This window comes from Hahella sp. NS-SX17, from assembly GCF_057367735.1.
In genome coordinates this window covers 3,610,512-3,621,963 of sequence record NZ_CM170632.1, presented here as the reverse complement: position 1 = coordinate 3,621,963, position 11,452 = coordinate 3,610,512, and the positions used below count along the sequence as shown (strand labels likewise).

Genomic DNA, 11,452 nt, shown 5'->3' with positions numbered 1-11,452 from the left:
GCTGCTTAGCCATGCGCTAACCGCGCGCCAGAATACGCTTGGCGAGAGCGGCCACAGGCGCATCCAGCATACGGCCGTCCAGACTCGCCGCTCCCTGACCTTGCTGCTCCGCTTGCGCCATAGTGGCGATCACTCGCTGCGCCCACTGCGTCTCCTCCTCGCTGTAGGCGAAAGCGCGATTAACGCAAGGAATCTGACTGGGATGAACGCATAAAGCGCCGCTGAAGCCCAGCGCTTTTGCTTTGGCGAGGTTGGCGGCATAGCTATCCAGATCTTTGAATTCGCCCATGGAGCCTGGCAGCCCCAGCGCATCGATACGCCGCTCGCCCGCTATCAGGACCATTTGTTGGCAGGCCGCCAGCAGGCTGTCGGGCGAGGCCAGCGCTCCCAGCTCCGCCGCCAGATCTTCTGAGCCCATGGCCAAGGCCTTTATCCGCGGCGACGCCGCGGCAATGTCGCGTAAGTCCAGCACGCCTTTGCAACTTTCAACTTGCGGCGTCAGCGCCGTGACGCCCGGGGCCAGCGCCTGCCGCGCTTCCAGTACGCTCAGATACTGACAGATCAGACGAATCACGCCGGCTTCCTGGGTCTTGGGCAGGAACACCGAATGCAGATCCGCCAGCGGCAACGCCTGCAGATCTGCGGCCAGATGCTCAAGATCCCCATTGATACGCACCGCCACGCGTTTGCCTTTCTCCCGCAGCGCCGTCACGATCTGCGGCGCCGCCGCCCGGGCTTTATCTTTAGCGTCGTGAGGCACGCTGTCCTCAAGGTCTACGATAATGACGTCCGCATCCAGACCGCCCGCCTTGACGACAAACTCCGGCCGAGTGGAGGGAATAAACAGGTAACATCTGGCGTGATGATAGGAGGTAGCGGGTGGTTGATCCATGAGAGCGCCTATTTTGTAAAACCGGTTCAAACAGAATGATGAAGGCGTTTAACATGATAAGCTACTTTATTGTTATATTTGAGCTTTTATCGCTTAAACCGGTCTCGCTATAACTGGCGCACTCTGGACGGGGTCCACTGGTTTTATCGCTCAATAGTTAGAACAGGGTTGCTGTATGGACGTGGTCGTTAAGAAGTTAGAGATCCGCAGAATGCGGGACGAAGACAAACCGGCGGTGCTGGCGCTCCAGGTCCATGAGGAGCAAGTCCCCTATGTCGGTCATACGCAGGAGATTCTGCAAGCAGTGAGGTCAGAGCATCACTGTCATGTGCTGACGCTGAGCGACGAAATCGTCGGCTTTTTTATTATCGACGTCGCCTATCACCAGAATTTCGAGTTCACACTGGACGGCGAATTAGGATTGCGCGCCTTCCTGATCGACGCTGGCAGGCAGGGTCAAGGCATCGGCAAGAACGCCGCCCGCGCATTGAAGCCCTATCTGGATAAGGCTTACGCCAACAGGCCTTCCATCGTCCTCACCGTAAATTGCCGAAACCCGGCCGCCTATCGCTGCTACATCGGCGGCGGTTTTATCGACACCGGCGAGCAATATCTGGGCGGCAGGGCGGGCCCACAGTACGTCCTCAGAATGCCTGTGGGCGAATCGCTTTAAGCCGTCGCCTCGCTCAGGCTGGGATAATCCACGTAGCCTTCCGCGCCGAGCTGCATAAACGTCTCCGGGTGCGGATCGTTAAAGTCAGCGTCGTTTTTAAAGCGCGCAGGCAGATCCGGATTAGCGATGAACAGGCGTCCAAAAGCCACCGCTTCCGCCTTGTTTTCCGCGATCAACTGCTCCGCGCGCTCCTTAGACATCTCTTCATTGGCGATAATCGCACCGCCGAAGTTCTTGCGCAGGGCTCCGCCCAATTCGTCATCGACAATGGGGTCGCGGGAGAAGATAAAGGCTATCTTGCGCTCACCCAGTTGTTGCGCAACATAACCGAATGTGGCGACGGGATTGGAATCCGACATGGAGTGGGAAGGACTGCGCGGCGCCAGATGCACCCCGACGCGCCCGGCGCCCCAGACGGAAATACAGGCGTCGGCGACTTCCAACAACAGGCGCGCGCGGTTTTCCACAGAGCCGCCGTATTCATCGGTGCGCCTGTTCACGCCATCCTGCAGAAACTGATCCAGCAGATAACCATTGGCTGCGTGGATTTCCACGCCATCAAACCCGGCCTCTTTAGCGTTTTCCGCGCCTTTGCGGAAGCCTTCCACGATAGCGGGAATTTCATCCAGCTCCAAAGCGCGCGGCGTGACAAATGGGCGCATGGGGCGCAGCAGGCTGACATGGCCTTCCGCTGCAATCGCGCTGGGAGCGACAGGCAATTCGCCATCCAGGAATACCGGATCAGAGATTCTACCCACATGCCAGAGCTGCAGAATGATTTTGCCGCCGGCGGCATGGACGGCGTCAGTGACTTTCCTCCAGCCCTGCACCTGCTCCGCAGACCAGATGCCCGGGGTGTTGGCGTAGCCCACGCCCTGCGGAATCACCGCGGTCGCCTCGCTGACGATCAGACCCGCCGTAGCGCGCTGGGCGTAGTATTGCGCCATAAGCTCATTGGGAATGCGCCCTTCTCCGCCTGCGCGACTGCGAGTGAGCGGGGCCATAACAATTCGATTGGAAAGTTCAAAATCGCCGATACGGATCGGATCAAATAAGGAAGCCATCGTTCAATCTCCCTGGATAGCGATAAAAAAGGGGCCGCCAACGGCAATGTAGTGCTCGCCCCCAACAATGGGAAACAATGTAACCAACACTGTTACACATAGCAAGAAAATTTTTGTCGTTTAATCGGCGTCTTCAGATTCCTCCTGCTTGACGCAGCGATAATACACGCCGGCATTGTCCGCCACCTGCCTCGCCACATCCGCAATACTGGTCTGCGCCAGAGAAGCGTCCATGGTAGCGGAAATTCGCTGGAACTCGTCTTCCAGCACCGACGTGATGTTACAGCCGATATAGCATTTGGGGTTGGGTTTAGAGCGATGCAGAACGAAGTAGTTGGGCTCCTCCACCGCCTGATAGACATCCAGCAAAGAGATCTCATCAGCCGGCTTGGCGAGCAACGCGCCGCCGCCCACGCCCAGTTGCGAACGAGTCATGCCCGCATCCGCCAGCACGCCCAAAAGTCGTCTCACGACCGCCGCATTGGTGTTCACACTACAGGCGATATCCTCTGAGCGCACCGCTTTGCCTTTATGCAGAGCCAAGTCGGCGAGAATATGGATCGCGACTGCGAAACGGGTGGATGTGGGCACAACATTACCTTTGACGTCGGTGGAATCTGGCGCAGGCCGCTTATCTCAAGGGCTACGGGCGAAGTATTGTATTTTGGGGTGGAAAACGCAAGCACAGGACCGGTCGCCGTCGGTTGCCCTCTCCATCCAGCTCGGTTTGCTCCGCCATCGTATCGTAACGCCGCAGCGGAAGCCTCGCCAAGCTTGCCCCACGCCCATTCGCCACTCATTTTATCGTTAAATAACAACAAGTTGTAGCGTTTCACCCCATGGCGTCGTTACAGGGGTTTATGATCTAATGAACGCAAGAAAACCTCAGCGTTTTCGCTGCAGTCAGGCCAGGAGAAGGCGTCGCCATCCCCCCCTTGCGCAACAGGAGACAGTCCTCCTCGCCAGCCGCCAGGGCCGCCTGCGCGCAACGTTGCAGATCACACAATTTCGGCAGGAATGGCGGGAGAATCCACGCCACTTTCGCCAACATGGAGTTCCTTATGGACGCCTTAATTATTGAAGAGGGACGTTACACCCAGGACACCCGCCCCATCCGCATCGACACGCCACTGGGCAAGGACGTGTTTCTGTTGCGCCACTTTCGGGGTCAGGAAGGGTATTCGCAACTGTTCCAGTATGACGTGGACCTGCTGTCCCACAAGCGGGATATTCGCGCGGAAGACATCATCGGAGAAGCAGTGCAGGTCACCATTGGCGCCGACGGCGGCGCCCCTCGCGTGTTCAGCGGGCACGTGAGTTATTTCGAGTCCACCGGACTGGAAAAGCGGGGGCTGTACGGTTACAAGGCCGTGCTGGTTCCCTGGCTGTGGTTTCTGGGCAAGAACACCGACTGCCGGGTGTTTCAGAACATGACCGCCCCCAAAATCCTGGAAACAGTGTTCACCGAAGCCGGCTTTTCCGACTTCCGTTTCACCGGTCTGTATAACGAGTACCCGGAACTGGAATACTGCGTGCAATATCGGGAATCCGACCTGAATTTCGCCCTGCGCCTGATGGAGCAGGAAGGCATTTATTTCTATTTCGAGCAGGCGCAGAAGCGACATCTGCTGGTGCTGGCGGACGACAAGTCCACCAACGCCCTTATGGAGCCCCGCAAGATTGAACATAGCTCCCGCCCCCGCAACGGCGACTATATTCAGGAGTGGCGCCGCAGCTATCAATACTTCTCCGGTAAATGGAGTCTGAGCGACTTTAACTTTGAGAAGTCCGATCAGTCCCTGCTGGCGGAATGCTCCGCCCTGAACGAACTGCGAGGCGCTTCCGCCTACGAGCGCTTCGACTATCCGGGCGCCTTCGGAGACCAGGATCGCGGCCGCCGCCTGACCAAGCTGCGCATGGAGGAAGAAGAGAGCCGTTTCACGCGGGTGAATGGCAGAAGCAATCAGCCGCACCTGCTGGTGGGCCGGAAGTTCATGCTGGAGTCAGAAGAATGCGTCACTGACAACCGCAAGAGTTTCGTTGTTACTGCGGTGCGCCATTACGCCTATGAAGGCGGTTACACCAGCGCCGGCAACCCGGAAAGCGCGGACAAAGAGAAAAGCGTGTATTTCAACCGCTTCGAATGCCTGCCGGACAATGTCAGCTTCCGCCCTGCGCTGAACACGCCCAAACCCCGTATCGACGGCGTCCAGACCGCCATTGTCTGCGGCAAAAACGGCGACGAGATCTACACCGACGAGTACGGCCGCATCAAAGTGCAGTTCCATTGGGACCGCTACGGCGAACGCAACGAAAACAGCTCCTGCTGGGTGCGGGTAGCCACGCCCTGGGCGGGTAAGAAATGGGGCAGCATGGGCATCCCCCGCGTTGGCCAGGAAGTGGTCACCACCTTTCTGGAAGGCGATCCAGACCGCCCGCTGGTGATTGGCGGCGTCTACAACAAGGGCAACATGCCTCCCTACTCCCTGCCGGACAACAAGTCCCGGTTCGGAGTGAAGTCGCAATCCACCAAAGGCGGGCAAACCTCCAATTACAATGAAATTTCGTTCGACGACAAGAAAGGCGAAGAGTCGTTGAATATCCATGCTGAGAAAGACTTCAACATGGAGGTGAAAAACAACATCGGCGCCAACGCCAAAGGCCATTCCACCAGCAGCGTTGGCGGTAATGCGTCGGATTCGGTGGCGGGAAACAGCGCTCTCAGCGTCGGCGGCGACCACTCCGTATCCGTGACCGGTAAGCAGAACGTGTCGGTGACCGGCGCCCAGACCCACTCCGTCACCGGGGCGCAAACCCTCAATGTGGGCGCGGACCAGACGGAGTCCGTCTCCGGCAACATCACCCAGAACGCCACCAACCAGACGCTCACCCTGTCGGCGGATCAGACCGTCAGCGCAACCAATCAGAAGGTCAATCTGGGCTCAGCGCAGGAAGTGACCGCGTCCAGTCAGAAATTCACCATCAGCGGTCTGCAAAGCGTGCAGGCGGATGCGCAGACGGTCACCGTCACCGGCAAGACCAGCACCACCGCCACGGACATCGATCTGGCGGCGGGAGGCAATATTTCCCTGCGGGTGGGCGGAACCAGCATCCAGATCAACGACGGCGGGGTCACCATCACCATTGGCGGCAGCTCTATCAAAGTCGATGGCGCCGGGGTGTCCTTGTCCGGTCCGATGATCAAGTTGAACTGAGCCTCATGACTGAAAAGAATCCAATCGAAAAAGAGCTGGAAAAACTCGACGCGCAATGGGAGACGTTCGCCGCGAGCGAGCGCCCGATTCTGCGCTGGAATATTGACCCGGACGCCAGTCAACTGGTCTCTGGGTTCCTGAAAATGCGGGAGCAGTTTGATGAAACCTCCGGCGAGTTTTTTGTCGCCCTGCATTCGGAGTTTTTAAGTCTGGAAAGCTTCGGCTATGACCTGGCGGAGGAACTGAACCGGGCAATCGCCGCCGGCGTCGCCGCCAGTGCGGAAGACGAGGATGAGGACGAAGAAGTATTTTCCTGGCGCGCCCCCGACTCGAAAAAAGCGCTTAGCGGCCACGACGCCTTGTACAAAAGCTGTCACCAGATTCTGGATGCGTTCGCTGATTATTTCTCCACCCTGGTGATCGCCATCCAGCCTCACGCGGTCAGCGACATCAAGAAACTGCAACGCTGGCTGCAACTGGCCTGCGAGATTCATCGCGATTACAAGCTCTGGGGCGGCAATCTGAAATGGATCATTATCGACAACGCGCAGCGCCCCGCCTTCGCCAGACTGGCCCAGGATTATTCCGCGCAAATTTTCAGCCAGGCGCCGCCTTTGAATCTGCGGGAGGCTATGAACAAGATCATGGAGGAAGCGGATGACGGCTCCCCCGGCGCGGAGTTCCGCCAGTGTTTTGTGGATATGAACTACGCCGTGCAGAACAACGACCTGCCCGCCCTGCAGCAGCGCTCGGAACGCGCGCTGGTGATCGCCGCAGAACAGGCCTGGTTTGACATGCAGTGTTCAACGCTGTTGTTGCGGGCCTCCGGCTACCTGAACGCCAGGCTTCCCGAAAAAGCGCTCATGGACTACCAGCAGGCGCAACAGTGCGCGTTGAAAGGCGTCGAGGCGGAGCGTCCCGGTTGCGACAAATTGCTGTTCCAGGCGCACATGAGCGAAGCCAGCGCCTATCTGAGCGACAAGCGCTATGAGGAAGCCGCCAGGAGTTTCCGCCGCAGCGCCGACCTCGCCGAGGCCCAGGAGGACGCCATGATGTGCGTGGAAAGCTGGCGCTTGCAAAGTTACTGTCTGGAGCGCCTGAAGCTCAAAGGTTACGCCTGGGAAAGCGCGCTGAGGGGACTCAAGGCGGCGGAAGCTATTGAACCGGAGCAACGGCGATACACCACACTGCCCTACCTTGGCGAGACCCTGTTGCGGGTAGCGTCGACCAAAGAGGACAAAGACGTCGTTCATGCAAAGATGAGTGAGTTACTGGGCGAAGGCTGGCGGCAAGCGCCCGCCGCCAGGGCGGAGACAGTCTGATGCTGGCGGCCAAACATTTTGATCCCATACTGGGTATCGATATTCATTTGTTGGCGTTGCCGCCGGGAACGCCCATTCCTATCCCCCATCCGCATATCGGCATTATTTTCGATGTGCTGGATTACCTGCCGATCTTCGGCGGCACGGTGAAAGTCAACGGCGTGCCCCGCGCGACGGCAGGTACGGCGGGCAAACCCATCCCCCATATTCCCATGGGCGGCCCGTTCGTCATGCCGCCCGGGAACGAGGACGAGATTTTCATGGGCGGCGCCACTGTGGTGGCGGACGGCGCGCCCTTCAGCTTCACGGCGCTACCAGTGCTGAGTTGCCAGAGCGTGGGCATGCTGGCGCCCATTCGCGCCAAGAAACCCAAGAAGTCCTACGGCATGGTGCTGCCCACCACCACCGTGCTGCCCATTCCCATTGGCGCGCCGGTCATGATCGGCGGACCGCCCACGGTGGACGCCATGGGCGTGGCCACGACCGCCGGACTGGCCGGTTTAGGCGCCGCGTTCAAAAAGATGCGCAAGATGCAGAAAAGCAGTAAGCGCGTCAAAAAGATCTCCGACGCCATCCATAAGAAAGCCGACAAGCTCATGGACAAACTGGGCGCGCCGCCCAGCGTCCGCAACCGCGTTCACAAAGGCGTTTGCGCGGTCACCGGGCACCCGGTGGATGTCGCCTCCGGCAAGGTTTTTACGGATTGGATCGACTTCCAGTTGCCTGGCCCGATTCCTCTGTCCTGGGAGCGCACCTGGTTCAGCTCTTCGATTTATCAGGGCTCCCTCGGTCACGGCTGGCATCACAACTATGACTGGAAACTGATCGAAGAAGACGGCGCCGTCGCAGTGATGATGCAGGACGGCCGGCATATGGCGTTTCCAGCCTTGAAGGCAGGAGAAGAAAGCTTTAACCGCCAGGAGCGCATGACCCTGCACCGGGACGATCAGGGCTATCGTCTCAAACATACCGACGGCAACTGGCTCCGCTTCACGCCGGCGGCGACGTCCAGCCTTTCGCAGGCGACAACGGTGCATTATCTGAGCGCCATCACCGACGCCACTGGCGACGCCAGCATTCAGTTTCACTACACGACGGGCGGCTGCCTGAGCCGGATCATCGACAGCGGCGGACGGCGCATTCAGTTTGAAAGCGATGCGGACAACCGCATCCGTCGCATCCTGCTGCCGCACCCGGATAACGCCGGCGAGTTTTACTGCGCCGTGGAATATGATTATTACGGCGGCGACCTGGTGGCGACCCGCGACGCTCTGGGCAGTGAGTTTAGCTATCAATACCAGAACCACCTGCTTTGTCAGGAGACCAGCTACAACGGCCTGAATTTCTATTTCAAATACGACGGCGTTGACCACAACGCCCGCTGTATTCATACCTGGGGCGACGGCGGTATTTATAACCACCAGCTCGTCTACGACGATGAGAAAAGCCTCACCATCGTACAGAACTCCCTCGGCTATCAGACCGTTTACCACCACGACGGCGCCCTGCCCCACAGAATCGAAACCGCCTCCGGCGGCGTAGTCCTGAACGAGTACAACACGTTCCACCAGATCGCCTGCGAAACCAACGAACTGGGCCTGTCGACGCGCTACGATTACGACCCTCGCGGCAACCTCACGCAGATCACCCAGCCGGACGGCTCGACGCTGCAGATGGAGTACGATGAGCGGGATAACTTCATCAAGGCTAAAGATCTGAACGATGGCGAATGGCGCTGGGAATATGATGAGAACGATCAGCTTGTGGCGAAGTCTGACCCTCTCAATCGTCGCACCCGCTATGCCTACCAGAATGGAAAACTGACCTCCGTTATCAACGTATCAGGCTACGAAACCACCATTCAATATGATGGTTATGGCAATCCCTGCGTTGTGTCGTCAGCCAAAGGAGTCAAGCAGGAATGGGTTTACGATAATCATGGGCGCACAACTATCTCCACTAATCCGCAAGGCAATCAGAAGCGCATCCAATACGACTTGCTTGGTCGCGTGGTTGAGATAGCGGAGCCGGATGGAAACATTAAAACGTTTCACTATGACCCGGAAGGTAATGTGGTTCGCGCCACTGACGCTCAGCAGGATGTCCATTTCACCTATCAGGGATTGGGCAAAATGGCGTCTCGCGCCCAAGCGGGAACCACGCTTCAGTTTGAGTACGATACGGAAGAGCAGTTGATCGGAATCATCAACGAGCATGGCCATGCCTACCGTTTCGAACTCGGCCCTTCAGGGGAGATATTAACCGAATCGGGCTTCGACGGTCTGCTGCGCCGCTGTGAATACAATCCTGCAGGACAGATTCGTCGGGTGACGCGCTCTAGCGGCCGCTACTCTGATTACGCCTATGACGCGCTGGGAAGGATTGTGCGCGTACTGCACAGCGACGGAGAAGAAGAACGCTATCAGTATCGCGCAGACGGCAAGCTCATGAAGGCGGTAAACGCCGATGCGTCCCTGGCGTTTGAACGTGACGTCATTGGAAGGATCATTAAAGAAAGCAACGGCGAACACTGGGTGCTTTCAGAGTTCAATGGCGAGGACCGACGCACTCGACTCAGCTCCTCACTGGGCGCAGCGCAACGCTTCCAGCGCGACAAGTTCAACAACGCCTCCCTTGTCGCCATGGGCGAGGACGCCTTTACGATCTCCATTGAACGGGACAGTTTGGGGAGCGAGCTGGCGCGCCATCTGCCCGGCGGCGTCTCAAGCCGCTGGAAAAGAGACAAATTCGGACGTCCTCACCAGCACACCCTGTCCCAAGGCGACAAGAATCAGCATGCCAGAACCTACTTCTGGGGTATGAATGCGCGCCTGGAAAAGATTCACGATTCCCAGCGCGGCGTCACCGTATTTAGCCATGACGAGCTGGGTCATCTGGTTTCCGCCCGCTATGGCGACGGCGAGATGGACCTGCGAATGCCGGACGCCGTGGGGAATCTGTTCCAGTCGTACAATCGCAAAGACAGAGAGTATGGGGCCGGCGGCCAACTGTTGTGGATGCGCACTAATCAGGGTGTCGTCCACTACGAGTATGACCTGGAAGGCAATCTGATCACCAAATCCGAGCCTGGTGGCAAAGTCTGGCGCTACGAGTGGAGCGTCTCCGGCAGGCTGAAGAAAGTCACGCGTCCTGATGGCCGTGTCGTCACCTTTGTCTACGACGCCCTTGGCCGACGCCTCAGCAAGACGTTTAATGGTCGCACCACCCATTGGATCTGGGACGGCAATAACCCTCTGCATGAGTGGGTGCAGAAACCTGACGCCCACATGAAGCGCGCGGCCTATGATTTATCTTCTTCGCCAAGGGAAAGCATCTCTGGGCGTCCCGACATTACACGTCAGCCGGTTCAGGCTCAGGCTCCTCCTGGGTTGGAAGACGCAAAGGCAAACCAACTCGTCACTTGGCTGTTCGAGCCGGAAGGCTTTACGCCGATGGCCAAACAAGTAGGTGACGACTATTTTTCCATCATCGCCGATTATTTAGGAACGCCCTGCGCCATGTATGACGAGACAGGGCAATCCGTGTGGTCTGCGGATATCAGCGTTTGGGGCGAAATTAAAAACCTCAGCGGCAGTAAAACCGACTGCCCCTTCCGATGGGAGGGCCAGTATGAAGATGTGGAAACGGGTCTTTATTACAATCGCTTCCGCTACTACGATCCGCAGAGCGGACAGTACGTCGCCCAAGACCCTTCCGGGCTGCTAGGCGGCCTGAGGCTACAGGGTTATGTAAAAGATCCTCTTACGCTGCTGGACCCATTCGGTCTGGTGAACTTCAATAAAATTGTTGGCGATATTGGCGAAGATTTCGCGGCGAAACTGCTGGAGGACAGCGGCTACACTGAGATCTCCGCCATTCAGAACAAAAGCAACAACGGCATTGATATCGTCGCCCGCTCGCCAACGGGACGCCTGACAGTCGCCGAAGTTAAAGCTACGGTCAAAGACGCGGTAGGCAAACCCTCTGACCGCCAGGAGTACTTCCACAACTTTATCGAGCTGGTCTTAAAAGAGGCCTCGACAGGAACCGGCGCTTACAAGAGCACGTCAAGAGCGTTTCAGAAGCAGGCCAGATCGGTTCTCAGAGAGTTCAGAAAAGATCCGCTAAGTGTTTCTGGCTTGTTGATTGGCGTGGAGCTGGAAAGAAACTCAAAGGGGCATCCTGTCGTGTTGAAGGCAATCAGAGTCTCCCCCTGGCCCAGATGTCCCGATGGTTAGCAGGACGACCAGATGGTTACAAGGGCAGCCAGGTGGTTTCTGGACAGA

At 57.9% G+C, this 11,452-nt stretch carries 7 protein-coding genes; 4 read left to right on the top strand and 3 right to left on the bottom strand.

The window, feature by feature from the left end:
* Positions 1–16: 16 nt before the first annotated feature.
* Positions 17–892, bottom strand: a complete 876-nt coding sequence (locus AC2IBB_RS16175; RefSeq protein WP_486333865.1) for an HpcH/HpaI aldolase/citrate lyase family protein — start codon at positions 890–892, stop codon at positions 17–19.
* Positions 893–1,067: 175 nt separating this feature from the next.
* On the opposite strand from AC2IBB_RS16175, the gene AC2IBB_RS16170 reads away from it, so the two are divergent.
* The gene (locus AC2IBB_RS16170; RefSeq protein WP_486333864.1) at positions 1,068–1,565 is read left to right on the top strand and encodes a GNAT family N-acetyltransferase; all 498 of its coding nucleotides are present in this window, start codon (positions 1,068–1,070) and stop codon (positions 1,563–1,565) included.
* Here AC2IBB_RS16170 and AC2IBB_RS16165 read toward each other — a convergent pair.
* Together AC2IBB_RS16165 and AC2IBB_RS16160 are read right to left on the bottom strand one after the other, a co-directional pair.
* Positions 1,562–2,629, bottom strand: a complete 1,068-nt coding sequence (locus tag AC2IBB_RS16165; protein ID WP_486333863.1) for an alkene reductase — start codon at positions 2,627–2,629, stop codon at positions 1,562–1,564. The two genes, AC2IBB_RS16170 and AC2IBB_RS16165, sit on opposite strands and share 4 nt — an antisense overlap.
* A 120-nt stretch (positions 2,630–2,749) precedes the next feature.
* A complete protein-coding gene (locus AC2IBB_RS16160) occupies positions 2,750–3,220 on the bottom strand; it encodes an Rrf2 family transcriptional regulator (protein ID WP_486333862.1) in 471 nt (156 codons plus the stop codon).
* 470 nt (positions 3,221–3,690) lie between these two features.
* Here AC2IBB_RS16160 and AC2IBB_RS16155 point away from each other — a divergent pair, with 470 nt between their 5' ends.
* From AC2IBB_RS16155 to AC2IBB_RS16145, 3 genes are read left to right on the top strand one after another with little or no spacing between them, the layout of a single operon-like run.
* On the top strand, positions 3,691–5,844 hold the full coding sequence (locus AC2IBB_RS16155; RefSeq protein ID WP_486333861.1) for a type VI secretion system Vgr family protein: 2,154 nt from the start codon (positions 3,691–3,693) through the stop codon (positions 5,842–5,844).
* A 5-nt stretch (positions 5,845–5,849) separates the two neighbouring features.
* Entirely contained in the window at positions 5,850–7,166 is a 1,317-nt protein-coding gene (locus AC2IBB_RS16150) for a hypothetical protein (RefSeq protein WP_486333860.1), read from the top strand.
* Positions 7,166–11,404 carry a DUF6531 domain-containing protein gene (locus AC2IBB_RS16145; protein ID WP_486333859.1) on the top strand — a complete coding sequence of 1,413 codons (4,239 nt, stop codon included), beginning with the start codon at positions 7,166–7,168 and terminating at the stop codon, positions 11,402–11,404. Before AC2IBB_RS16150 ends, AC2IBB_RS16145 begins: the two co-directional genes overlap by 1 nt.
* Positions 11,405–11,452 lie beyond the last annotated feature (48 nt).